Origin of the sequence: Streptomyces rectiviolaceus (assembly GCF_039533825.1) — a bacterium.
GTDB classification, from domain to species: Bacteria; Actinomycetota; Actinomycetes; order Streptomycetales; family Streptomycetaceae; genus Streptomyces; species Streptomyces rectiviolaceus.
Genome location: NZ_BAAAUG010000042.1, coordinates 48,788 through 70,943 on the forward strand (window position 1 = coordinate 48,788; position 22,156 = coordinate 70,943).

Consider the following 22,156-nt stretch of genomic DNA (forward strand, 5'->3'; position numbering starts at 1 on the left):
CGATCCTCGGTATCCGCGATCACGACTGTGTAAAATCGCCGGAATCTTTCACCAAGTCGCCTTCCACGCAGGATTCGGCATCTCTCATGGACACGCAGCGAGCGCACACCCTGGACGAACTGGACCTGGCCATCGTGCACGCCCTCCAGATCCAGCCCCGGGTGCCCTGGGTGCGGATGGGCGAGGTCCTGGAGGTCGACGCGGTGACCGTCGCCCGCCGCTGGGACCGCATGGTGCGCGCGGGCATGGCCTGGGTCGACGGCTATCTGTCGCCCGGTCACGACGAGGGCGTCTACGCGCAGGTCGAGATCGACATGGACGGGCGCCTCAGCGAGGACACCATCGGGCAACTCGCCCGTGATCCCCATGTGTTGAGTCTCAAGCAGACCTCGGGCGGGCGTGATCTGCTCGCGATCGTCGGTGCCGCCGACCTCGACGGCCTCGCCCGGCTCTCCGGCGACCGGGTGTCGCAGCTGCCCGGGGTGCGCGCCGTACGCAGCCATGTCATCACCGCGGCGCCCTTCGAGGGGGCCTCGTGGCGGCTGCGTGTCCTCACCCGGCAGCAGCGGAGCGCGCTCGCCCTGGAGCGGCCCGCGGTGCCCGACGAACCGCTGCGGCCCCTCGACCGCCGGATCGCCCTCGCGCTCGGCTCCGACGGCCGGATGCCCCTGACGGAGCTTGCCGAGACCGTCGGCGCATCCGCCGCGACCGTCCGGCGCCGGCTGCGTGTACTGACCGGGACCGGGCGGCTCTCGCTGCGCTGCGCGCTGGCCAGGCCGCTGACCGGCTTCCCGGTCTCGGTCGTGTACTTCGGCTCGGTGCCCGCCCAGCATCTCGACGAGACGGTGAGCGCGTTGCGCACCCTGCCCGGCCTGCGCATGTGCAGCATCACGGCGGGCGCGCACAATCTGGTGCTCGACATCTGGCTTCCGGCCCTGTCCGAGGTCCACACCACCGAGGCGCTGCTAAACAGCCGCCTCGCACACCTCGATCTGCGGATCACCGAGCGCGCCGTGGTGCTGCGCACGGTCAAGCACGTGGGGCGGGTCCTTGACCGCAGGGGGCACAGCGTGGGTTCGGCGCCGCTCAACTACTGGGACGCTTAGGGGGTTCAGCCATTCAGCCGTTCAGCCGTTCAGCCGTTCAGTCGGGCGCAGTCCCCCTTCGCCGATCGCTGGGCGAACAGCCGGGTGAGCGGGTGGAAGCGGTAGCTGCCCGGAGCCGGGGACTCCAGGAACTGCACGTCGACCAGCTGTTCCAGGATGGCCTCGGTCGACGACGGGGCCCCGCCGGTCGTCGCCGCGGCCCGCGCCACCGTCAACTCCCCCTGCTCCGCGGCCAGCAGGGGGAGCGCGAGCACCGCTGCGCGGCCGGTGGGACCGCGGGCCAGCAGCTCCCGGTGGCCCGCTTCCAGGGCCGCGTGCATGTCCAGGTCCGCGAAGGACAGTTCCGCCAGGCGGCGCGCGGGATCGGCAAGGCGCGCGGCCAGTTCCCGCACCGGCCACCGGGGGCGTGCCGCCAGGCGGGCGCCCGCGATGCGCAGGGCCAGGGGGAGGTGACCGCAGTGGTGCGCGATCGCCTCGGCGGCGCCGCGTTCGGCGGTCAGCCGCCCCGGTCCCGCCCAGAGGCCGAGCACCTCGACGGAGGCCGGAGGCGACAGGTGCGTCAGGTGGAGGTGGGCGGCGCCGTTCAGGGCGGCGAGGACGCCGCGGCTGGTGACCAGGACCGCGCAGCCATGCGTCGCGGGCAGCAGGGGACGTACCTGGGCGGCGTCCAGGGCGTTGTCGAGGACGATGAGCACCCGTCGCTCGGTGAGGAGCGTGCGGTAGGCCGCCGCCGCGTCCACCTCGCTGCCCGGGAATGGCCTCGGCGCCCCCAGCGCACAGAGGAATCGCCTGAGGACCACGGCGGGCGGAACGGGATGCTCGTCGCGGCGTGAGCCCCGCAGGTCGGCGTAGAGCTGACCGTCGGGGAACCGCTCGGCAAGCCGATGGGCCGCGTGCACGGCGACCGCCGACTTGCCGACACCGCCGGGGCCGTCGAGTGCGACCACGACGGGGCCGCCGCCCCGCGCTGTCGGGCGGAGCACGTCGAGCGCGTCCAGTTCCCCTGCCCGGCCGGGGAGTTCGGGGATGTCCGCGGGCAACTGGCGGGGAACCACGGGCAGGCAACCGGCGCCGTCCATGCCGGGCGGTCCTGCGCGGCCGTTGGCAGCCGCGCGGGAGCGGCGCGCCTCCTCCACCCGGTCGCGGGCCGTCGCAAGCAGTCGCAGCTCGCGTCCGGTGGCACCGAGCAGTTGGACCAGGGTGTCGAAGCGGTCCGTGGGTGGAAGCGTCTTGCCCGCGAAGTAGTCGCCGATCACTCCGTGTGCCCAGCCTGTCCGCCCCGCCAGCTGACGGTAGGTGAGCTGTGCGCCCCCGTCCCTGCGCGCGGCGCGTCTGCGCAGCTGCCGCAGCAGCGCGGCCAACGCATCGGCCGTGTCCACGGATTCGACCTGGCCGACGTCTGCCGGCGCCTCCCGCGCTCCACCGTCCGGCGGGTGACCCGCCGCTCCCGTTGCCCCCGTTGCCCTTGACACCGTTCGCATCCTCCGCACCGGCCTCGCACCGGGCGACCTCGTGTGGCCGCCGCCTGGCCGAGGCCATCCGGACCTGTCCGGTGGTGCCCGATTTCGAGGATCGCCCCCCGCCACGCGCTGCGAGCATCCGTCTACCGCTCGGATCCCGCGTATCGGCGACCGGGCACCGCACCGGCTGTCACCACGACATTCGTGGAATGTCGTCCTCCGGCTTGGTGCGGCTCCCTGTCGTACGCCACAGGCCGAGCGTCGCAACACCGTACGACCGACATCGGACAACCGACATCGGACAACCAAGGAGGCACGACCTATATGAGTAGGGTCTGCAACAAAGCCCCCGGCCTGCCTGACGGCAGCGTGGCCGAACAGTCTCTGTACGAGCGCGTGGACGGCCCCATCGCCACCGGTTCGGCCCACTTCATGCGGGCGGGCAGCGAGCTTCACCTGATGCACTCCGACCTGGAGCTGAACGACGTGCGCCAGGCCGCCCTGCGGGTGCGCTGCGCTGCCGCCGCCGTCCGGGCCGCACTGGTGGAGTACCGCACATCGCACCGCGTCGCCCAGGAGCTGGGCTTCTACCCGGTCCACGACAAGCGGCTGCGGGTCGCGGGCGGCGGAACCGCCCCCGTGCGCGAGACACTCGGCGCCGCCCGGGACGCGGACCTGGTCCAGCTGGACCGGGGAACCATCGAGACCATCGCACTGCGCTACGAAGCGGGCGGGGACGAGGCGGCGTTCGGCCACTTCGTCACCGCCCTGACCGAGTTCTCGGCGGATCTCGAGGGCTTCGCGGCACAGGCCACCGAAGCCGGTCCCGCCGACTGGCAGCGCCTGGCCTGGCAGTTGCTCACCGGGTTCGACCGCATCCGGATCTACGGTCAGGCACTGGCCGTCGTCAACATCCTCGGCATGACCCCCGGCGCCGTCGCCGTCGCCGGCTCCGGGCAGGAAAGGAGCACCAGGATATGAGCGCAGTCTGCAACAAGCTCCTCAGCCTCAGTGAGGAGGACCTGCGCGACAAGAAGCAACTCGCGCAGGCAGCGGGCACCGAAGTGACCGCCGCCACCAGCGAGTTGTGCCGGGCCCTCGAACTCGCCGAGCACGGCGACGGGGTGGCCGGTGCCGCCGTGTACGCGGCGGCGGCACGGGACCGGCTCGACGGTGCCGCCCGGATGCTGGCCCAGGTGGCCGACATCCTCGCGAAGGGCAGCCTCACCCCGGAGTCGGCCGCGTGGTACAGCAGGCTCGACTACGACCGGCTCTACCGCTCGGGCATCAGCCTCGGCGCGGTGCCGCACGCGGCCGAGCTGTGGCAGGCGTTCACCCGGCAGGCCACGACCGGCGGCCCGCTCGGCATCTGCCACGACATGCGCGACCGCACGCTCGCGGTGGCCACGCTGATCGGTGACTGGCTGGAGCGGATCGACGCCCCGGCGGCGGACACCGCGCTGCCGCGGATCCAGTCCGCGATGGCCGACCTGGCCGCGTACACCCAGCTGGTGGCCTTCGCCAACAAGGTGGAGCCCAGGGACCCGGCGTGGGTGGTGCCGCAGGACGCTGCCGCATAACCGCCCGCAAGCAGAACAGGAGGAGCGCCGGCCCGGGCCGGCGCTCCTTCCGTGTGTCTTCGGCGGCCCGTCACCGGTAGGCGCGCGCCTGGAGTCCGTACATCTGCGCGTAGCGGCCGCCGTGCGCAAGCAGTTCCTCGTGACTGCCCGTCTCGGCGACGCGGCCGTGGTCGAGTACGACGATGAGGTCGGCGCCGCGTACGGTCGAGAAGCGGTGCGAGACCAGCAGCGTGACCGTGTCAGGTTCTCCGCCGTCCGTGCCGGGACGGCGCGCGGCCTCGATGTAGCGCTCGAAGATGACGTGCTCGGTCTCCGCGTCCAGGGCCGCGGTCGGCTCGTCCAGGATGCGCAGCAGCGGTGCCGGACGCATCAAGGCGCGCGCGAGCGCCAGCTTCTGCCACTGGCCCGTCGACAGGTCGATGCCGCGCTCCCAGCGGCTGCCCAGCTGGGTGTCCGGCCCGTCCGGCAGCGTGCCGGGCAGGTCGGCGGCGCCCGCCCGGTCCAGGGCGCCGAGGACCGCGCGCGGGTCGGCGATCCGCGTCAGGTCCCCGACGCCGACCGTCTCGCGGAGGGCGAACTCGAAGCGCACGAAGTCCTCGAAGGCGGCGCCGAGCCGCTCGCGCCACTGCTCCGGGGCAAGGGCGTCGAGGTGGACCCCGTCGACCGTGATCCGGCCCAGCGTCGGCTCGTACATCCGGCACAACAGCTTGACCAGGGTGGACTTCCCGGAGCCGTTCTCGCCGACCAGGGCCACCACTCCCCCGGCCGGCAGCCGCAGCTCGACGTCGTGCAGCGTGGTCACCGCCGTGCCCGGATAGCGGAAGGACAGCCCCTCGACGGCAATGCCCTGCCGCAGCCTCGACGGCACGGGTGTCCAAGCGGCGCCTGAGGAGGTCGCGGGGCCTGCGGCGGTCACCGCGGGCGCGAGGCTCGCCTGCTCCGCGTACGTCCGCAGCCAGCGCAACCGCTCGGCGCTCTGCAGGAGTTCGACGACGGCCCCCGTGGCCTGCACGAGTCCGCCGACATGGCCGGTGAACCGTCCGGCCAGCACGACCGCGAGCAAGACGGCGCCAAGAGTGGTGTGACCGGCAACGGCGAGATGCACGACGAAGGCGACCGCGCCGATCAGACCGAGTGAGTTGAGCAGTCCGGCCGCGCAGCCGATCGCGGCGAACCGCCACTGCGCCCGGCTTGTCACGCCGTCGGCCCGACTGCGCAACTCCCGTACCCTGCCCCATAGTTCAGGCCCCGCTTCGAACACACGCAGCTCCTTGCCCGCCTCCGGCGAGGTGGCGAGGCGGGCCAGGCGCGCGGCGAGCCGGTAGTCGGCCGCCGTGGCCTCCTGGGCGCGGGCGATCACTCCGCGGGCGGAGATCTGCAGGCGCAGGGCGAGTACCCCGATGAGCGGCAGCACGAGCAGGGCGGGGTGGACGGTGGCAAGGAGCGCGGCGGTCACCAGGAAGCCGCCGAGCTGTTCGAGCAGGTTGAGCACCCAGTTGAGCAGGGCGCCCATGGCCAGGGTGCGGTCGCGCAGCAGGTGGAGCCGGTCCTGGAACGCTGGCGACTCCTGATGGCGCAGGCCGGGGATGCCCGCGGTCAGCCGGGCCAGCAATCGGTCGAAGGCGAAGCCCACGCGCTCGCTGAGCCCGATCCTGGCTCCGATGGCCGCCAGCTCGACCGCCTCCCACACGCCGAGACTCACCACGAGCAGGAGCGCCGCCGTCACCGTGGATTCCAGCAGCTCCTGTTGTGCGCCCTCGGCCATGGACCTCAGCCACAGGGCCTGCACGGCCGCGAGTCCGGCCGCGGCGGGCACGAGCAGCAGCCCGAGCACCGCGAGTTTCCACGACTCCCGGAAGGACTCGACGACCAGGGTGCGCAGCGCGTCGAGCACGCTGCGCCAACCGCGTTCGGACGGTTCGGACGGTTCGAACTCTTCGGGCACCTCAGGAGGACCGGGGCCGCCCGCACCCTCCGGCACCTCGCGCTCCACCGGCTGCCGCGCGCCATCGGATCGCGCGGGTCGCCGGGGCGCCGCCGCGGCCGATGGCAACCCCTCGGGTTCGCAGGCCGCAGCACCGGAGCCAAGGCCCGTTTCGCCGTCGACGAATCGATCCGCCTGCAGCCGGTACATCCGGGCGTACTTGCCGCCCAGTGCCATCAGCGCGTCGTGCGTGCCGCTCTCCACGATCCGTCCGCCGTCCATGACATGGATGAGGCTGGCCTTGCGTACGCCCGAGAAGCGGTGCGAGACCAGGATCGTGGTGGCGCCCCCGCTCACCGTCAGGAACCGGTCGAAGAAGTCGGCCTCCGCCCGCGCGTCGAGATGCGCGGTGGGCTCGTCGAGGACGAGCACGGCCCCCGACCGAGCGGCCAGGAACGCGCGGGCGAGCGCGACCCTCTGCCACTGGCCGGCGGACAGGTCGGAGCCGCCCGCGAACTGCCGGGAGAGCACGGTGTCCCAGCCCGCCCCGAGCCTGCGGGGCAGTTCGGAGCCGTCGGCCAGTTCCAGGGCCTGCTCCAGGGCATGCGGATCGCCACCGATGTCCGGGGCGCCCATCGCCACGTTCTCGCGCAGCGTCAGCGGGTACTTCACGAAGTCCTGGAAGACGACGGAGATTCCTCGGCGCCACTGCCGCACGTCACACTCCCGCACATCCGCGCCGTCCGACGTGATGCGCCCGGCATCCGGCTCGTACAGCCGGGCGAGGAGTTTGATCAGCGTCGTCTTGCCGGAGCCGTTCGCCCCGACGATCGCTACGGAGGCCCCGGCCGGGATCTCCAGGTCGAGCCCGCGCAGCACGGGTTTGTCCGTGCCGGGATAGGTGAAGTCCACGGATTCGAAGGCGATGCGGCGGCGTACTGCCGGTGCCCGGCCGTTCGTGTGACCGTTCCCAGCCTGCCGTCGGCCGTTGGCACAGGTACCTTCCGGCCCGCGGGCGAGCCGCGCGCTGTTGTCGGCGGCCCCCCGTGATTCCAGCGCGGCGAGCGAGCGCAGCCCCAGCAGCGCGTCGCGCACCATGAGGTCGTCATCGCCGACCCAGCCGAGGGCAGGCAGGGCGAGCGCCGCCTGGGCGCTGATCACGAGCTGAGTGAGCCCCAGGTCGCCGCGCGCGGCGGCGAAGGCGGCGTAACCGAAGACCACGCCCTCCGCGAGGACAACGAACCCCACCGCGCCGTAGGCTCGCCGCGCGGCTGTACCGCGGCTGGCCCAGACCCTGGCCATGCCCGACTGCCAGACGCCCGTCATCCGCTCGGCGAGCCAGTCGCCGAGCCCGAAGACACGTATCTCCTTCGCGGGTTCGGGATCCACGGCAAGTGACCGCAGGTAGCCCGCCCTTCGGATCACCGCGCTCGCCGACTCCATGCTGCCGTGCACCTGACGCGACAGACGCAGATAGGAGCGGTAGGTCAGCACCGCGGCGATCCCGAGCAGCGGCGGCGCCCACCACGCCAGCGGCGCCAACAGGACGAGCAGACCCATCCCTTCGAGCCTGGGGCGCACGATCTCGGGCAGCAGGGAGGCGAGTTGGTCCGGCCGGGTGCCCTGCTCGGTGGCCAGGCGCAGCGTGTCGGCGTAGCCCGGCTCTTCGAGGTGTCCGATGCCGTCCGGGCCGGTGCCGGCCGCGATGGTCCGGTCCTCCACCACGCCGGCCGCCCGCAGTCGCAGCACCGCCGCGAGCCCGCTCTCCAAGGCGCGCAGTCCCGTGCGTACGAGGGTCAGCGCACCGAACGCGATGAGGGTGACCAGTGCGCTCTGGGCTTCGGCAGACCCGGCGCCCGCTTCCACCGCTCCGGGCAGCACGCCCACGAGTCGCCCGGTCGCGACCACGATGAGCGGGCCGGTGAGTGCCCCGCAGACCACGGTCGCGGCGAGTGCGGCCGTGTGCCGGGGACCGGCTCGCCACAACAGCCGTACTGCTGCCGTCCATTCCTGCCACGTACGCATTCCGGCCTCCTGAGCCGCGCGCCACCATCGGGGGCACGATGCTCACAGAGAGCCAGGTGGCCGGGTGACGGTCCCGGTCGCGACCGGACGCTGCCGGTCTCGGACGCCACTCGGCCTTGGGCATCCCGCAGGAGAGCGACTCCGTTTCTCAGCAACCGCGCCGCATCAGCGGCCGTCAGCGGCCGGTGAGACCGCGTTGGCTCGCGTTGACGCCCGCCTGGAACCGTGAGTCGGCCTCCAGAGCGGTCATCAACTCGGCGACCCGCCTGCGGTAGGTCCGCAGGGACATGCCGACGCGGCGCGCGCCAACGGCGTCGGTGAGTCCGGCCGCGAGCGCTTCCAGCACGGCGAGCGAGTCGGCGTCCAGGCCCTCGGTCTCGCCCCGCAGGTAGTCCGCGAGAGGGGTGCCGGCGTCCCACGTGGCACACATCAGGGCGTGGACGCCCCCGACGAGGGAGGGCGCGGTCGTGATCGTGAACTCGCGGCCCCGGGCGCCGCTGCGTCCTGCGAGGATCATTACCCTGCGGTCGATGATGATCGTCTCGTGCGGCAGTGTCGCGGCACGGACGCGCACCTGCCCGCCGGCGGCCGCGACGTCGAACAGGTGCAACCGCTGTTCCTCGTCGGCCAGTACGGCGGGTGTGTAGAGCTTGCGTACGACCATGCCCTCAGCGGTCCGGGGGCGCAGGCGACGCACGATCGTGTCTCTTGCCTCGGGCCTTGTCCAGGTGTGCAGGTCGTTGGCGGCACAGAAGAACTCCCGCGTCGTCTCGCCGAACAGCTGGGCGGTCAGCGCGGCCAACTGCCGCTCGCCGTGCACTGTCAGCGTGGTTTGGTCGGTCACCCTCCCAGTCTCGCTCACCGTCGTGGCAACAGATTGCCATCCGGTCGGCCGAAGGCCCTCACGGGGTGAGGGTGAGGCCATGACTACACAGATGACGGCCGCGGCGAGCGGCCAGTTCATGCTCGGTGGCGACCGCCGCGTCAATCGGCTCGGCTTCGGTGCGATGCGCCTGGCCGCGGGCACTTTCACCGGGCCGGCGCGCGACCCGCGGACCGGTGTCGCAGTGCTGCGGCAGGCAGTCGATGCGGGTGTCGACCACATCGACACGGCCGGTTTCTACGCGCGGGGCGAGGTGAGCGCCAACGACCTGATCCGCACGGCCCTCGCGCCCTACTCCGCCGAGCTGTTGATCGCCACCAAGGTCGGTCCACTGCGCGGAGCCGACGGAATGCCCACCGGCCAGGCCGGTCCCGAGCGGCTGCGCGGCCTGGTGACGGAGGATCTGCGCGCCCTCGGTCTCGACCGATTCGACCTCGTCTACCTGCGGGTCGGGGGGATGAGCGAGCCGGGCGGCGAGAGCGTGGCCGACCGGTTCGCGGCTCTGGCGGAACTGCGCGAGGAGGGTCTGATCCGGCACCTGGGGGTCAGCAACGTAGACGTGGCGCAACTCGACGAGGCGCGGGGCATCGCACCGGTCGTCGCGGTGCAGAACCAGTACCACGTGCATCATCCCGACGATGTCGCCGTGCTGGCGCGCTGCGAGGAACACGACATCGCGTACGTGCCGTTCTTCCCGCTCGGGGGCGGGTTCGACCCGATCGAGCACGGCCGCCTCGCACAGGTCGCCGAGCGGCATGACGCGACGACCGCGCAGGTCGCCCTCGCCTGGCTGCTCGCGAGCTCACCGAACATGCTGGCCATCCCCGGCACCGGCTCGCCCGCACACCTCGCCGAGAACCTCGCCGCGGCCGGGGTGCGCCTCGACGCCGCCGACCTCGCCGAACTGACGGCCTGACGGCCTGACGGCCTGACGCTTGTGCGCGGTTCTAGGCCGCAGAGAAGTCCACCTCGGACGCGGGCAGTACCCGGATGCTCCGGCCGGGGAAGGCGAGGTGCCGGAAGATCTCGTTGTGGTGGGCGATCGACTGCGTCGGCGAGGCGTACGCGCCGCTGTCGGACCGGACGGATGTGGTGTGCCCATCGGCGGCCACCACCACGTCGTATCCGTGGCTCAACGCCTGCCGCGCCGTGGTGTCCACACAGATCTCCGTCGCGAACCCCGTGACGACCACCTCGGTGGCCCCCAGCATCTTCAGGGTCTTGTCGAGATCCGTGTCGAGGAAGCTGTCAGGGCTGGTCTTGTGGACGATCAACTCGTCATCTTCGGGCCTGAGTTCAGACACGACTTGCCACCCTTGGGTGCCCGCCTCCATCCCGTCTCCCTGGTCCTGGATCGTCACGACGGGCACACCGGCGGCCTTGGCGCGTTCGCGCAGTCCGGCGATGACAGCGACGGTCTCGGCGGCCCGATACGCGATGGCCACCGGGGTGTTCTGCATGTCGATGACGAGGAGTGCGGAGGTGTGCGGCATGGGCTCACCGTAGAGGGCCCTTGGCCCGTGGCCTCACGCCTGGTCCGTGCATGGGGCAGCGCCGGTGGCTGTCTGTTTCAACCGACCGGCGCCTACGTCGCACAGCGCTGTGCCTCGCTGCGGTCGAGTAGCCAACTGCGTTGACCTGAAACAGGTGCAGCGCTCACTGGCTGCTCGCGTGTTCGACCGCCCCTGGCCCCGCCCCGATTTCGGGCGTAGACCACCTCAACAGCACCCCTTCGGGCGGGGCTGCGCGCTAGCGTCGCGGCAACGCACTGTTTGGCGGGAGGGGCAGGGATGCGGCGCTCGGCCGGGCATTTCGCGCTGCTGCGACACGTGGCTGACGTGCAGCGCACAACCGATGGATGGGCCGTGGCAGGGCCTGGACTTGATGAACGCACCACGGGCCCGCTGGTGAGACTCGGGCTGGCTCGGGTGGCACCCCGCGAGGAGCAGGCGGAGCTCTCCGCGAAGGCCGGGCGGCCGGTCCCGTGGGCGGTGCAGCTGACCGACGACGGGTGGGACGCGCTCCTCTACGCCCAGGTGCGGGCCGCTCCACCGACCGTCGAGGCTCCCGTGCCGGGGCTGCAACAGGTGGGCCTGCGCCGCTCGGAACTCGACGCCCTGAGGCGGTTCCTCGCGTTGCGCGGACGACTGCGGTGTGAGCCCGCGTCGGGTCTGGAGTCGGCGGTGGAGGCGGCCCGCTTCAACGCCGCGTCCAACCGGTGGGTCGTATATGTGAGCGGCGAGCAGATGGATTCGATGGCGCGTGCGTTCTATCTCGAGCGGCTCGGTGGATCAGCGGCACCCGCCAACCGGTTCGCTCGTGTGTACGGGGTGAGTTATACGCCCCCTCCCCTCCTTCTCACCCCTGAGCCGGAGCACGGCGGGGCAAGTGGTGGGTGACCGGGCGCCGCGAGCTCCCAGCGCCACCAGGGGTCAGGTGCCCGCGGTCACCGGCGAGTCGGAGCGGTCGCCGACCGAGTCCTGCGTCGCGGACTTCGGTATGGGCCGGTCCTGGCGGAGAGCGTTCCACACCTTGTGCGATGCCTTGTCCAGCGGCAGGACACGTCCCGCGTCCTGGGCGTCGTAGGTGACGGGCATCGTGACCATGTTGGTGCGGTCGGGGCTGATGCCCTTCAGCTCCTTGGCCAGACCGAGGAGCTTGTCCGCGGAGGCCAGTTCGGAGTCCGCGCTGATGGTCTTGGTCGCGGTGTCCGCCAGGTCGTAGGACTTGGCGGGGCTGCCCAGCGGGTCGACGGTGTCGGCGCGGTGGATCAGCGCCTTGATGAACGCCTGCTGGAGCTGGATCCGGCCGAGGTCGCTGCCGTCGCCCACACCGTGGCGGGTGCGGACGAGTTCCAGGGCCTGCTTGCCCTTGAGGGTGTGCTTGCCGGCGCTCAGGGCGAGGCCGCTGTTGGGGTCGTGGATGGCCTTGCGTGTGGTGATGTCCACGCCGCCGAGCTCGTCGATGAGCTTCTGGAACCCCTTGAAGTCGACTTCGAGGTAGTGGTCCATGCGGACGCCCGACATCTTCTCGACCGTCTTCACGGTGCACGCCGGTCCGCCCACTTGGTAGGACGAGTTGAACATGGCCTGCTGCGCCCCGGCCGCCGTGCCGCCGTGCGGCTTCGCGCACTGGGGCCGCTCGACCATCGTGTCGCGCGGAATGCTGACGACCGAAGCCTTCTTGTGGGTCTTGTCGACGTGCAGGACCATCGCCGTGTCGGCGCGGGCTCCACTGATGCCGCTGCCGTACTTGCCGTGGGTTCCCGCCCGGGAGTCGGACCCGAGCAGGAGGATGTTCATCGACCCGTTCTTCTGCTGACCGGGCCGGTCGTGCCCGAGGACGGCGTTCATGTCCGTCCCCTGGATGTTGCCGTCGAGGTGCTGCCAGGCGTAGGCCACACCGCCTCCGCCGATCAGGACCAGACCCAGGGCGCCCCATGCGACGTAGCGCAGAGTCTTCTTCCGCGGCTTGCGCCGGGAGCGCCGTACACGCGCGGGCCCGTAGTCGGGCACTGCGGGGCCGTCGGCCATGTGCGCCTGCTGCTCGTCACCGTTCTCGTGCGGCATGCGCTGCCCCTTATTCGTCGACCGCTGGTTCTTCGTTGCCCGGTGGCTCAGTAGGCGGAGTCGACGTTGTCGATCGAGCCGTACTTGTCGGCGGCGTAGTTGGCGGCCGCGGTGATGTTGGCGACCGGGTCGGTCAGGTTATTGGGGGTGCCCGAGACGTGGTACGCGTCGAAGGTCGGCTGGATGACCTGGAGCAGACCCTTGGACGGGGTGCCGTTCTGCGCGTTCACGTCCCAGCCGTTCTGGGCGTTGGGGTCACCGGCGGACTCGCGCATGATGTTGCGGTGCAGGCCCTCGTAGGAGCCGGGGATGCCCTTGGACTTCATGATGTCCAGGGACTCCTTGATCCAGCCGTCGAGGTTGTTGGCGTAGTTCTTGTCGTCGGCGGCGGCCTTGGCTGCCTGGGCCGCCTTGGTGTTCGCCGCGGTCGGCTCGGCGGCCTGGGCGGGCGAGGGGATCAGCGTGAGGGCCGCGGCCGCGGCACCGGCGGTGGCGATGCCGGCGACGGAGATCTTGCGCAGTCGGGTGTTGCGGCCGGTGCTGGTCTTCGTCTGGGTGGTGGCCATGCGGGGGTAACTCTCCAATGCGAAGGGTGTGGGGGGCTCGGTCGGCCCGAGCGAATTCGCCCGGTTCGATCCCGGCTCCCCGGAACTTCAGCAAGGGTTAGCGCTGGCCGGAGCGGGACGCAATGATGTGACGTACTACCCCGGTACGCAGGACGCCCCTGGTCAGACGGCTCACAGGGGACGCGTGGCCCTCTGCGGGCGCCCCGAGGGGTCTACTACCGTCGTTAGCATGTGACGTGGCTCCTATGGGTGGGCTCACAGCCACAGCGGCTTTTGGCGGGTCCGCGGGGCTTGAAAACGGCCTCCGCGGGAAGACGACCGGGCGCACGGCCACCGCATGGCTGGTTTCACTGCGAACGTGCAGGTCAGAGCCCCCGCCGCCCAGGTCAGAGCTGACCGCCGCCCTGGCGGCTCGCGGTGAAGCGGGACGGGGGCATCCCGAAGGCGCGGGTGAAGGCGGCGGTGAACGCCGCGGGAGAGGCGTAGCCGATGCGGCCGCTGACCTCGCTGACCGACGCGGTGCGCAGCAGCGGTACGGCCGCGAGCAGGCGGGCGCGGCCCCGCCAGACAGCGGGGCTGTCACCGGTCTCGGAGCGAAAGCGCCGGGTGAAGGCCCGTTCGCTCATGGCCGTCCTTGCGGCCCACACGGCGTTGGTGGCGTCGGCGTCCGGGGCGGCCAGGTACGCGCGGCACAGGCGCGCGAGGTCGGCGGACGCGGGGATCCCCACATGGAACGGGAGCGGGGCGCGCTCGGCGATCTCGTACAGGAGGAGGGCGGCGATGCTTCCCTCACGCCCGGAGAGGCTGTAGTCGGCCTCGAAGTCGACAGCGGCCAGGAGCAGCTCGCGCAGGAGCGGCGGAACGTCCACGACCGTGCAGGTGGCCGGCCACCAGGGGACGGCGTGCGGCTCGATGTACAGGCTCCGCGTGCTCACCCCCAGCATCCGGACACGGTGCCGCCTGGCGGGCGGGATCAGTACGGCTCGCTCGGGCGGAACGGTCCAGGTCCCCTCGGCGGTGTCGACGACCATGACGCCGGTGGCGCCGTAGAGGAACTGCGCGCGCCGGTGTTCGTGCCAGTCCAGTACGTGGCCGGGCGGGTAGTCGGTGCCGATCGGCAGGACGGCCCGGTCGACGTGGTCGACATCGGCGGGCGGGACGTTCTTCACCCGCTCAATCTAGTGGCTGACACGCGAAGGAACCGTGCCGACCATCGCATGCGGGCGCTCGGTCGCGGCTGGTGGGGTGGGGCCCATGGACTTCGTGATGTTGATCGGGGTCGGGCTCCTCACCGGAGTGACGACTGTGTTGTTCGGTTTCGGTGGCGGGTTCGTCGCGGTGCCGGTCGTGGTGTGGGCTGACGCCGCACTGGGCTCGGACGCGATGCGGGTGGCGACGGCCACCTCGGCTTTGGTGATGGTGGTGAGCGCGGGGTTCGCGACGGCCGTCACACCGCGGCGGATGCTTCTCGCGCTCCGCGGCAGCGGCAGGCTGCTGGTCCTGCTGGCGGCCGGTGCCGCGACAGGCGCGCTCGCCACGCGCCTCGCTCCGGCCGATCTGGCCCGCTGGGCCTTTGTCGCGTACGTGGCGCTCACCATCACGGATCTGCTCCTGCGCCCCGGTTTCCTGCGCTCGCACGCCCGGGTCGATTCGGCGTCAGGGTCTCCGCGTCCGCTGCCGGCCTCCATGGGCGCACCGATCGGCGCCGTGGCTGCCTTCCTCGGCGTGGGCGGCAGTGTCATGACCGTTCCCGCGATGCGGCGGGCCGGGCACACGATGCAGGTGGCGACCGCGCTGGCCAACCCCCTCACCCTCGCCGTCGCGCTCCCCGCCACCGCGGTGTCCCTGGGCGTGGCGGCGGTGCCCGCCGCCACGGCCGCGCGGGTGCACCTGGTGGGTCTCATCGACCTGCGCGCCGCGTCGGCGCTGCTCCTGGGCGCTCTGCCGGTCATCGCGGTGCTGCGGCGCCGCCCGCCGCGGATCCCCGATCGCACCCATGCCTGGGCCTACATCGGGCTGCTCGGCTTGGTGACGGTCGGGATGCTGGCCCTGCCCTGACGACGGGTCGTCTCAGAGCCCGTGGGGACCACGATGCTCGCGCTCATCGGCGATGTCGTCGATCAGCGCGAGCATCTCCTCGTGCACGCCTAGCGGCCCGGGGCGGGTTCCCGGTTGGCCGTGGCCCGGAGGCCTGCGACCGTGAACGCCACGACCACCAGTGAGGCCAGCGTGGCGATCACCGCCGACAGGGCGGGAAGCGGTGCTGTCACCCCGTCAGGCCGCAAGACGTAGGCGAGCGTCCTGGAGCCCACCTGATCATCCACGAGGTGGCTGACGGCCAGCGCACCTGCCACCAAAGTGCTCACCACGGCCACGGCCGGCGACCCGCTCAGGCACAGGGCAGCCCCCGCCAGCGCGCAGATGACAGAGACGGCGAGCGCGGCGGAGAGACCGAGGGTGGACGCGTCCGACCAGTTCAGCGGGAAATGAGCCGCCGCACAGAGCAGAAGAAGGACACCTGCCGCACGACGCAGCCACACCAGGGGGGTCGCGCCCTGTGCGTGCACGCCCTCGTCAGCCGGGACGGGTGCGGTACTGATGGCATCGGCGGGCGGCGCGATCGGCGCGGCCAGGGGCCCGAACTCGGTGTTGTTTTCGGCTTCCTTGCGTTCTCTCAGGCTGCCGATCAGCTTCATCAGATCCTCGACGGATCTGGTCGTACCGGCGGCGTGCACCGCCTCGGCGCCGCTGTGCGGATCGTGCGGGGGCCGGGACAGCAGGTGAACGAGACGGCTCACCTCCGGAATGGGCCGTTCCTCGGCGGCGTGCCGAATGGCCTCGTCCATGTGGTCGGCGGCGTGTTCCGGCGGGCCCATCAGTTCCACCAGCCGGGTGACGTCGTCGACGGAGCGGGCCACGGCGGCAAGGCGGAGCACCGAATTGGCGGTCGGCACGCCGTCAGGCGACTGCTCCAGGAGGGTGACGAGGTCGACGACATCGTCGAGGGGCCTGGACACCACGGCGACGCGTATGAGCTCTTCCACCGCGTCCTCGTCCATGCCGGGTTCCGTCTGCTCCAGGAGCCCGTCGTCGGTGTCGGGCGCCGTCCTTTCCGAGAGTCCGTCGTCGGCGTCGCGCGCGGTCCGTTCCGAGGGAACGTCGTCGGTGTCGTGGTCGACTGCCTGCGGCAGCGGGGCGTGCTGATCGTGGGGTGGGGCGCCGAGCTGCGCGGTGCCCCAGTGAACCGACGTCGAAACCAGAGGTTCGCCGGTCCCAGAACTATCCCCCGCGGCAGAGAATGACTCAGCGGCCATTTTGACCTCTCCATTTCAGCGGGATGTCATCGTCCCGCACGTGTGCGTTTTTCCCGTTGTATGCACGCTTCTTCCGCCCCGCCACTGGAGGAGCCGGCCGTCTTCACCATCCGCTGTCCGGAACCTTCCGCGGACCCAGGGTCTCTGCAAAGGGTGGGAACCCACGCGTCGCACCACAAGCAGCGAAGGGGCGAGGATGCACTCCGGCAGGGGCAGCGGGACCGGCAGGGACGCGGCGTTCAGCGCCTTCATGGCCGCCAGGTACGGCTCGCTCGTCCGCACCGCACGTCTGCTGACCGGCTCCACGCCCCGGGCGGAGGACCTGACCCAGGAGGCGCTCCTTCGCACGTACCGGGCCTGGCACCGCATCGGCAGGGAGGAGGCGGCCGAGGCGTACACCCGCACGACCATGGTCCGGCTGCTGATCAAGGACAGGCGGCGGCGCTGGACCGGGGAGATCCCGGCCCCGTGGCTGCCGGACGTGCCCGAGCCCAGCCATGAGGATCAGGTGGCCACCCGTGTCGCCGTCCGCGAGGTGCTGTGGACGCTGCCCCCCGCGCAGCGTGCCGTGCTGGTCCTGCGCTACTACCACCAGCTGTCCGAGCGGGAGACCGCCGAGGTGCTCGGCTGCTCGCCCGGCACTGTGAAGAGCCGGGCGGCGCGTGGCCTGGCCGCGCTGCGCACCCAAGGGTTTCTTGTCACCGTGTCCGAGGAGAAGGGCCGTAGCGATGACTGAGGACGAACAGGTTCGGCAGCTGCTCATCGCGGCGGCAGAACCGGACGAGCCGCCGCCCGCCACCCCGGGCCCCGAGTTCACCGACCGGGCCAGGCGCGCTCTCAACCGGCGCCGTACGGCCTTCGTCACGGCGGCCGCCGCCGTGATCACCGCGGTGGCGGTGGCCGTGCCCGTGGCCCTCGACGCCCTGCGGGACAAGGAGACTCCACCGGCGGCAGCATCCGCGGACTGCGTACGCGAGACGGGGCAGGCCATCCGCACGCAGCGGGGCGAGGGGTATCTGCCGCTGCGGGTCACCGTGCTCAGCGACAGGCGGGTCCCGGTGGACGACGGGGTGACCCAGGGGTTCGGCTTCCGGGTCAGCGCCCGGGAGAGCCTGTCGGGCAACCCCGCGCCCTCCGGCACTCTCACCGTCTCGAACCCGCTGCACCCCGAGGTGATCCCCGAGACCAAGGACCTCGTTCTGATGCTGCGCCCCGCCGAGCGCCGAGGCACCGAAGGCGAGCGGATCTACGAGGTGGCGTCGCGGAACGCCTACTCCGTCACCGGCGACGGCCGGGTGAACCTGAAGTGCGGAGGCAGCACGACGGTGGAACAGCTGCGTGCCGCGGTGACCGCCGCCTACGAGTAGCGGCCACCGCGGCACATCTGCGGACAGCGGACCGATCAGGCCCGTGAGGACCGGTTCAGGTGCCGTCAGGTGCCGGTCAGACGGCGGTCAGGTGCCGTACGCCCAGAAGGCCTGGCCCTGCGCCGAGTCGGAGTTGAGGATGTCGATCAACGGCTTGTTCTTCTGCTCACCGCCGGGCGAACTGTGGTAGCTCAGCAGCGGCATGCCGTCGGCGTTCCAGTCGAAGGCGGTCACCATCATGGTGTGGTCGGGTACACCCACTCCCCCGTAGTCCTTGACGTCGTACTGCATCACGTCCGCGATCCGCACGTCCCAGACGTTCTTCAGGAGGTCCACGCGCTTGGACTCATTGACCGCGTAGCGCTGGAAGTTGGCCGCCCCGCCCCAGGTGTAGCTGTGCTGCGGACGGCAGTACCACTCGCCGTCGCACCAGTCCTTCCACCACCAGACGTCGTCGTTCTGGTAGAAGCCGGACTGCTCCCCCCAGCCGCCGGTGCGCAGCGCCCAGGAGACGAAGGTGGTGCAGTCGTCATCGTCGGGGGTGTACGGCAGCTTGTCGCGGTCCTCGAGGGCGTAGCGCAGCGCCCAGTCGACCATCTTCTGGTAGTTGAGTCCGTCGGGGATCTCCTTGGTGGTGTTCCCCTTCGAACCGCTCTCCCGCTTCGCGTTGGCCGCCTTGCGCTGCTCTGCCGTCTTGCGCAGCCCCGTCTTGAGCACCTCGGTGGTCTTCACCGCGACGCGCATCTGTTCGTCCGACAGCTTCTTGGGCGTGTTCATCCCGGTCGGGTCCTTGGTGACCAGGGCGGAGAGCCGCCATGTGCCGTCGACATGGGTGAAGCTCAGCTCGTGGCGCGCGCGGTAGCTGTACGGCTCCACGTCGGCCTGTGCGTAGGTGTACTCGGTCCGCTCCTCGACGCTCAGGCGTGCCGTGTTGGCACCGTTCGCGCCCTTCGCGCCCGTCCGTACCTTCGCGAGCGGCGTGACCTCCGTCGTCACGCCGGTGAAGCGCACGCCGGTCCGCTCCGCGAGCTCCTTCTGCTGCTGACGGGCGGTCATCCGGTCGTCCCGTACCTTCGCGAACGCGCCGGCCACGTCGAGCTCACCCGCCTTGTCGGCGGCCTTGGCGGCATCTGGTGCGGAGCCCTCGACGCGGAGCGAGTTCTCCCCCGTGAGATAGGTCTGCGCCGTCTCGACGAGTCCGTCCCGTGCTCTGTCGATGTCGGACGGAGCGGCTTGCGCCGGCGCGGTGGCGAGAACGCCCCCCCGCAAGACCGGTGATCGCGGCGACGGTCAAGGCCCGTCGCCATGCTGTGGCTTGTGTCGCCATCAGTTCCCCCTGTGGCATGGCCCCCATGAGCGCACAACTCGCACCCATGGGGAGCGAAACAACAGTCGTTGTGCGATGCGGCACGAACGTAGCAAGGGGCAGCCGCGTCTTGACATGCGCACTGCGAAACGAGGCCGAAATTCATCTCCTGTGGCTCAATGCCCGACAGGGGCACACACTCAACGTCACGGCAATCCCGGCCCCGGGTGACCCCCGGCTGCCGCACCCTTCAGGCCTCGCTCCTCAACTCCCGTACGCAGGGCTCCAGTTCAGCACCCGAGTCCCGAACCCCGAGCCCCGAGCCCTCGGGCACGCGCTCAGCGCATCGGGGTGCCATGGGCCAAGGGCGAGAACCCGGTCGCATGCGGCATCGCGGACCTGCGAGGGTGTCCGCCATGGATTCCACGTCGGGGACCGAACCTGTCCGCCATCACGACACGGGTGCCGGGCTCGCCCGGTTCGCCGGCCGCATGCTCGTGGTCTGCGGGCAATGCGGTGGCCGTGCGGTCGTGGTTCCCCGGCCCGGGCTGCCCGCACTCCGGTACTTCAGCGAACTCATGTTCCGGCCGCGGCGTCTGGTCTGCGGCGGGTGCGGGACCGTTGCCGACTGGGAAGCCGAGGTGCAGGGCGCAGGGCTGGTCGGTGCGGTACTTGGCGGCAGTGAGGATCCGTTCTTCCGGCGGCCGCTCTGGCTGCAGACCCGCTGCGTCGGCCACATCCTGTGGGCCTACAACGAGGAGCACGTCGACGAACTGTCCGCCTACATCGGCGCCCAGTTGCGCGAGCGTGGCGGGGCTCGGCCGACGATGTCCCTGTTCGCTCGGCTGCCGTCGTGGATGAAGAGGTCGGACCATCGTGCCGACCTCCTGGCCGGTCTGGAGACGCTGCGGGCGCTGGCCGAACGGTCGGCGCCCTCCGACCGCTCCGATGCCGCGCACGAACACGGCGACCGCCCCCGAGCACACAGGAGCATGTACTTCCGGGGCGGCCCCTACTGAGCCCAGTCACCGTGACCGAGCGCGTACAGGCCTGACCTGTACGGGGCATAAGTCGTACGTTCAGGTGCTCTGCAAATGCTCGCGGCGATCGTCATCGTCTGGGACGGGCCACCCCCGGACGAGCGGCCACGCCGTCCGGGCCGCCAGCCGTCAGTCAGCGCCGCAGGCCCGGCGGTGCGCGTCGCGCCCCGACGACAATGGACACAGCTCCCACGCCATTTCCGGCCCGGCCGTCACGGCCCGCCCCCGACGAGCAGGATTCCCATGGCCCCGCACACCTCGCCCGCGTCTTCCGACGACGAGTCGGCCGCCGCCGCCCATCGCGACGCGTTCCACCCGGACCTTCCCGGCCACGACGCCGGCTCTCTGCCCCTGAGCGCCCGCCTTCACCACATCCGCGCCGACGCCCTCGACGGCGACACCGCACAGACGGGCGGCATGCGGCGCTTCGCCGCGATCAGCGGCGGGAGCGTCGGCTCGGAGCGCATCTGGATGGGCCAGACCCACGTCGCCCCGGACACCGCCTCCTCCAACCACCACCACGGCGCGTCCGAGACAGCCATCCATGTCATCAAGGGGCACCCGGAGTTCGTCTTCCTTGACGACTCCAGCGGGACGCCCGAGGAGATCCGGATCCGCACGGCTCCGGGCGACTACATCTTCGTCCCCCCATACGTCCCGCACCGCGAGGAGAACCCCAGCCCCGACGAAGAGGCCGTCGTGGTCATCGCCCGCAGCACGCAGCAGGCGATCGTGGTGAACCTCCCGGAGCTGTACGTCCTGGGCACCGAGCCCGGCGCCGAGCGTCCGGAAGGCTGACCACGAGGGCACGTGAGCGGCTTGAAGACCTAGTCGTCCCGCAGCTCAGCGCTGCCGCGGTCTCCGACTTCGTAAACGCGCCCCAACCGTTCCAGCGCGGCGCGTGGAACGTGCCCTGGCGGCCTCACCGTGAACGGGCCGACGCGAAGCGGCGCCTGGAACACACAGATGGCAGCCCAGACGCCCCACGCCCCGAGCACATCAGGCCTTCTCCTGAAGGAGCCTTCCATCGTGACGAGGTGGACCGGTATTTGAGGAGCGCTCACCAGATCACTCTGCTGAAGGTGCTTCACTGCGGCGTCCTGAGTGGTCGCCACACCCCGAAGGTTCCGAGGCGCGTCCTCGCCCCAACGCCGGGTGCGCGGGCCCGGGTGTTCTCTCGAGGAGCGTATTTCGCTGAACCGAGGGCTGGAGATTGCGTACTTCAGGTCGCGGCGAGGCCGGGATCGGGGAGCACGTGGTAACTTTCGTATACAAGGTGTATGCGATCTCTGGGGGTAGTGGTGGCGTCCGGTCGGGAGAAGGCGTACGCGTACCTCAAGGACACGGTGCTGACGGACCCGGCGATGCAGGGTGAGTTCCTCTCGGAGCAGGACATCGCCGATCGGATCGGGGTCTCGCGCACCCCGATCCGCGAGGCGCTGCTGCTTCTGGCCGCCGAGGATCTGGTCGAGTTGGTGCCCAAGCGCGGTGCGCGGGTGGCGTCGTTGTCGGGGCGTGAGATCACCGAGCTGATGCAGCTCCGCGGGATCGTCGAGCGGTACGCGGCGCAGCACGTCATCGACACGGGCCAGGCTCCGGTGCGGGAGTTGGGCGGGTTCCTGGAGCGGCAGCGCGCGCTCAGCGGCCCCGACCAGGCCAAGGAGTTCATCGACGTGGACCACCTCTTCCACTCGTCGCTCGTGTCGGCCGTGGGCAACGCGCTGTTGGACCGGCATTACGAGGGGCTGCGCAGTCGTCAGGTGCGGGCCGGTGTCGTGGCCCTCTACAACCAGCAGGGCCGTCAGGAAGCGGTGCTCGACGAGCACCGGGCGATCGTGGACGCCCTCGCGGCCGGAGACGCGCAGGCCGCGTGCGCCGCTATCGACAGCCATCTGGAGTCGACGCTGAAGGTGCTGTTGGCCGGGTAGGCGGCCGCAGTTGGGGGCTGGGGACGCCGACGGGCCGGAGGGCTCTGGCGGGAGCCCCCCCCCCCCGGCCCGTCGGGGAGAGGGAATC

General features: G+C 71.1%; 20 protein-coding genes. 11 read left to right on the forward strand and 9 right to left on the reverse strand.

Annotation, left to right across the window (positions count from 1 at the left end; translation table 11 throughout):
* The first annotated feature begins 86 nt into the window (after positions 1 to 86).
* A complete protein-coding gene (locus ABD378_RS14900; protein WP_344521359.1) occupies positions 87 to 1,106 on the forward strand; it encodes an Lrp/AsnC family transcriptional regulator in 1,020 nt (339 codons plus the stop codon).
* A gap of 29 nt (positions 1,107 to 1,135) precedes the next feature.
* Here the strand turns inward: ABD378_RS14900 and ABD378_RS14905 are convergent, their stop codons facing one another.
* Positions 1,136 to 2,485 (reverse strand): helix-turn-helix domain-containing protein, encoded by a 1,350-nt coding sequence (locus ABD378_RS14905; RefSeq protein ID WP_344521360.1) that lies wholly within the window; start codon positions 2,483 to 2,485, stop codon positions 1,136 to 1,138.
* Positions 2,486 to 2,890: 405 nt separating this feature from the next.
* On the opposite strand from ABD378_RS14905, the gene ABD378_RS14910 reads away from it, so the two are divergent.
* Together ABD378_RS14910 and ABD378_RS14915 are read left to right on the forward strand one after the other, a co-directional pair.
* Complete coding sequence (locus ABD378_RS14910; protein WP_344521361.1) at positions 2,891 to 3,547, forward strand: hypothetical protein; 657 nt, start codon at positions 2,891 to 2,893, stop codon at positions 3,545 to 3,547.
* The gene (locus tag ABD378_RS14915) at positions 3,544 to 4,146 is read left to right on the forward strand and encodes a hypothetical protein (protein ID WP_344521362.1); all 603 of its coding nucleotides are present in this window, start codon (positions 3,544 to 3,546) and stop codon (positions 4,144 to 4,146) included. The genes ABD378_RS14910 and ABD378_RS14915 overlap by 4 nt, the downstream gene beginning before the upstream one ends.
* A 70-nt stretch (positions 4,147 to 4,216) precedes the next feature.
* Here ABD378_RS14915 and ABD378_RS14920 read toward each other — a convergent pair whose 3' ends face one another.
* Both ABD378_RS14920 and ABD378_RS14925 read right to left on the reverse strand, forming a co-directional pair.
* Positions 4,217 to 8,095, reverse strand: coding sequence for an ABC transporter ATP-binding protein (locus tag ABD378_RS14920; protein WP_344521363.1), 3,879 nt, complete (start codon positions 8,093 to 8,095; stop codon positions 4,217 to 4,219).
* A 175-nt stretch (positions 8,096 to 8,270) separates the two neighbouring features.
* Positions 8,271 to 8,939 (reverse strand): helix-turn-helix transcriptional regulator, encoded by a 669-nt coding sequence (locus ABD378_RS14925; RefSeq protein WP_344521364.1) that lies wholly within the window; start codon positions 8,937 to 8,939, stop codon positions 8,271 to 8,273.
* 79 nt (positions 8,940 to 9,018) lie between these two features.
* Between ABD378_RS14925 and ABD378_RS14930 the strand changes: the two genes are divergently transcribed.
* Positions 9,019 to 9,894 carry an oxidoreductase gene (locus ABD378_RS14930; RefSeq protein ID WP_344521365.1) on the forward strand — a complete coding sequence of 292 codons (876 nt, stop codon included), beginning with the start codon at positions 9,019 to 9,021 and terminating at the stop codon, positions 9,892 to 9,894.
* Between the two features lie 31 nt (positions 9,895 to 9,925).
* Here the strand turns inward: ABD378_RS14930 and ABD378_RS14935 are convergent, their stop codons facing one another.
* On the reverse strand, positions 9,926 to 10,471 hold the full coding sequence (locus ABD378_RS14935; protein WP_344521366.1) for a cysteine hydrolase family protein: 546 nt from the start codon (positions 10,469 to 10,471) through the stop codon (positions 9,926 to 9,928).
* Between the two features lie 372 nt (positions 10,472 to 10,843).
* Here ABD378_RS14935 and ABD378_RS14940 point away from each other — a divergent pair, with 372 nt between their 5' ends.
* On the forward strand, positions 10,844 to 11,377 hold the full coding sequence (locus tag ABD378_RS14940) for a DUF6417 family protein (protein ID WP_344521367.1): 534 nt from the start codon (positions 10,844 to 10,846) through the stop codon (positions 11,375 to 11,377).
* A gap of 33 nt (positions 11,378 to 11,410) precedes the next feature.
* On the opposite strand, the gene ABD378_RS14945 is transcribed toward ABD378_RS14940, so the two are convergent.
* The 3 genes from ABD378_RS14945 to ABD378_RS14955 all read right to left on the reverse strand — a co-directional run bounded on the left by ABD378_RS14945 (position 11,411) and on the right by ABD378_RS14955 (position 14,282).
* Positions 11,411 to 12,547: an LCP family protein gene (locus ABD378_RS14945; RefSeq protein ID WP_344521368.1), complete on the reverse strand. Its 1,137-nt coding sequence runs from the start codon at positions 12,545 to 12,547 to the stop codon at positions 11,411 to 11,413.
* 47 nt (positions 12,548 to 12,594) lie between these two features.
* Positions 12,595 to 13,113: a transglycosylase SLT domain-containing protein gene (locus ABD378_RS14950; RefSeq protein ID WP_344521369.1), complete on the reverse strand. Its 519-nt coding sequence runs from the start codon at positions 13,111 to 13,113 to the stop codon at positions 12,595 to 12,597.
* A 386-nt stretch (positions 13,114 to 13,499) separates the two neighbouring features.
* The gene (locus ABD378_RS14955) at positions 13,500 to 14,282 is read right to left on the reverse strand and encodes an AraC family transcriptional regulator (RefSeq protein WP_344521370.1); all 783 of its coding nucleotides are present in this window, start codon (positions 14,280 to 14,282) and stop codon (positions 13,500 to 13,502) included.
* 85 nt (positions 14,283 to 14,367) lie between these two features.
* Here ABD378_RS14955 and ABD378_RS14960 point away from each other — a divergent pair, with 85 nt between their 5' ends.
* Positions 14,368 to 15,171, forward strand: coding sequence for a TSUP family transporter (locus ABD378_RS14960; protein ID WP_344521419.1), 804 nt, complete (start codon positions 14,368 to 14,370; stop codon positions 15,169 to 15,171).
* 89 nt (positions 15,172 to 15,260) lie between these two features.
* Here the strand turns inward: ABD378_RS14960 and ABD378_RS14965 are convergent, their stop codons facing one another.
* The gene (locus tag ABD378_RS14965) at positions 15,261 to 16,427 is read right to left on the reverse strand and encodes a hypothetical protein (RefSeq protein WP_344521371.1); all 1,167 of its coding nucleotides are present in this window, start codon (positions 16,425 to 16,427) and stop codon (positions 15,261 to 15,263) included.
* Positions 16,428 to 16,623: 196 nt separating this feature from the next.
* Here ABD378_RS14965 and ABD378_RS14970 point away from each other — a divergent pair, with 196 nt between their 5' ends.
* A complete protein-coding gene (locus tag ABD378_RS14970; protein ID WP_344521372.1) occupies positions 16,624 to 17,163 on the forward strand; it encodes a SigE family RNA polymerase sigma factor in 540 nt (179 codons plus the stop codon).
* Positions 17,156 to 17,794: a hypothetical protein gene (locus tag ABD378_RS14975; protein ID WP_344521373.1), complete on the forward strand. Its 639-nt coding sequence runs from the start codon at positions 17,156 to 17,158 to the stop codon at positions 17,792 to 17,794. Before ABD378_RS14970 ends, ABD378_RS14975 begins: the two co-directional genes overlap by 8 nt.
* Positions 17,795 to 17,881: 87 nt before the next feature.
* On the opposite strand, the gene ABD378_RS14980 is transcribed toward ABD378_RS14975, so the two are convergent.
* Positions 17,882 to 19,063, reverse strand: coding sequence for an amidase domain-containing protein (locus ABD378_RS14980; protein ID WP_344521374.1), 1,182 nt, complete (start codon positions 19,061 to 19,063; stop codon positions 17,882 to 17,884).
* A 453-nt stretch (positions 19,064 to 19,516) separates the two neighbouring features.
* On the opposite strand from ABD378_RS14980, the gene ABD378_RS14985 reads away from it, so the two are divergent.
* The 3 genes from ABD378_RS14985 to ABD378_RS14995 all read left to right on the forward strand — a co-directional run bounded on the left by ABD378_RS14985 (position 19,517) and on the right by ABD378_RS14995 (position 22,068).
* Positions 19,517 to 20,119 carry a hypothetical protein gene (locus tag ABD378_RS14985; RefSeq protein WP_344521375.1) on the forward strand — a complete coding sequence of 201 codons (603 nt, stop codon included), beginning with the start codon at positions 19,517 to 19,519 and terminating at the stop codon, positions 20,117 to 20,119.
* A 264-nt stretch (positions 20,120 to 20,383) separates the two neighbouring features.
* Entirely contained in the window at positions 20,384 to 20,938 is a 555-nt protein-coding gene (locus ABD378_RS14990; protein ID WP_344521376.1) for a cupin domain-containing protein, read from the forward strand.
* 482 nt (positions 20,939 to 21,420) lie between these two features.
* Positions 21,421 to 22,068 (forward strand): GntR family transcriptional regulator, encoded by a 648-nt coding sequence (locus ABD378_RS14995; protein WP_344521377.1) that lies wholly within the window; start codon positions 21,421 to 21,423, stop codon positions 22,066 to 22,068.
* The last annotated feature ends 88 nt before the right edge of the window (positions 22,069 to 22,156 follow it).

Excerpts from the sequence above, each read along its gene's own strand:
- ABD378_RS14900 (WP_344521359.1), top strand. The coding sequence starts at position 87 with ATGGACACGCAGCGAGCGCACACCCTGGACGAACTGGACCTGGCCATC.
- ABD378_RS14910 (WP_344521361.1), top strand. The coding sequence starts at position 2,891 with ATGAGTAGGGTCTGCAACAAAGCCCCCGGCCTGCCTGACGGCAGCGTG.
- ABD378_RS14915 (WP_344521362.1), top strand. The coding sequence starts at position 3,544 with ATGAGCGCAGTCTGCAACAAGCTCCTCAGCCTCAGTGAGGAGGACCTG.
- ABD378_RS14920 (WP_344521363.1), bottom strand. The coding sequence starts at position 8,095 with ATGCGTACGTGGCAGGAATGGACGGCAGCAGTACGGCTGTTGTGGCGA.
- ABD378_RS14930 (WP_344521365.1), top strand. The coding sequence starts at position 9,019 with ATGACTACACAGATGACGGCCGCGGCGAGCGGCCAGTTCATGCTCGGT.
- ABD378_RS14935 (WP_344521366.1), bottom strand. The coding sequence starts at position 10,471 with ATGCCGCACACCTCCGCACTCCTCGTCATCGACATGCAGAACACCCCG.
- ABD378_RS14945 (WP_344521368.1), bottom strand. The coding sequence starts at position 12,547 with ATGCCGCACGAGAACGGTGACGAGCAGCAGGCGCACATGGCCGACGGC.
- ABD378_RS14950 (WP_344521369.1), bottom strand. The coding sequence starts at position 13,113 with ATGGCCACCACCCAGACGAAGACCAGCACCGGCCGCAACACCCGACTG.
- ABD378_RS14960 (WP_344521419.1), top strand. The coding sequence starts at position 14,368 with ATGGACTTCGTGATGTTGATCGGGGTCGGGCTCCTCACCGGAGTGACG.
- ABD378_RS14965 (WP_344521371.1), bottom strand. The coding sequence starts at position 16,427 with ATGGCCGCTGAGTCATTCTCTGCCGCGGGGGATAGTTCTGGGACCGGC.
- ABD378_RS14970 (WP_344521372.1), top strand. The coding sequence starts at position 16,624 with ATGCACTCCGGCAGGGGCAGCGGGACCGGCAGGGACGCGGCGTTCAGC.
- ABD378_RS14975 (WP_344521373.1), top strand. The coding sequence starts at position 17,156 with ATGACTGAGGACGAACAGGTTCGGCAGCTGCTCATCGCGGCGGCAGAA.
- ABD378_RS14985 (WP_344521375.1), top strand. The coding sequence starts at position 19,517 with ATGGATTCCACGTCGGGGACCGAACCTGTCCGCCATCACGACACGGGT.
- ABD378_RS14990 (WP_344521376.1), top strand. The coding sequence starts at position 20,384 with ATGGCCCCGCACACCTCGCCCGCGTCTTCCGACGACGAGTCGGCCGCC.
- ABD378_RS14995 (WP_344521377.1), top strand. The coding sequence starts at position 21,421 with ATGCGATCTCTGGGGGTAGTGGTGGCGTCCGGTCGGGAGAAGGCGTAC.